This is a genomic window from Mesobacillus maritimus, from assembly GCF_023715205.1.
Lineage (GTDB): Bacteria > Bacillota > Bacilli > Bacillales > Cytobacillaceae > Mesobacillus_B > Mesobacillus_B maritimus_C.
Map to the genome: position 1 here is coordinate 1 of NZ_JAMBNR010000138.1, position 247 is coordinate 247.

Annotated in this window: 1 rRNA gene; it reads right to left on the reverse strand. The window is 49.4% G+C overall.

Features of this window, described 5'->3' with window-relative positions:
* A 23S ribosomal RNA gene (locus M3182_RS26810) occupies positions 1–247 on the reverse strand; the annotation flags it as partial.

Genomic DNA, 247 nt, shown 5'->3' on the forward strand with positions numbered 1-247 from the left:
CTATTCAGACTCGCTTTCGCTGCGGCTCCGTCTTTCCAACTTAACCTCGCATATGATCGTAACTCGCCGGTTCATTCTACAAAAGGCACGCTATCACCCGGCATTTTTCCGAAGGAAAAGATGCACAGGGCTCTAACTACTTGTAGGCACACGGTTTCAGGTTCTATTTCACTCCCCTTCCGGGGTGCTTTTCACCTTTCCCTCACGGTACTGGTTCACTATCGGTCACTAGGGAGTATTTAGCCTT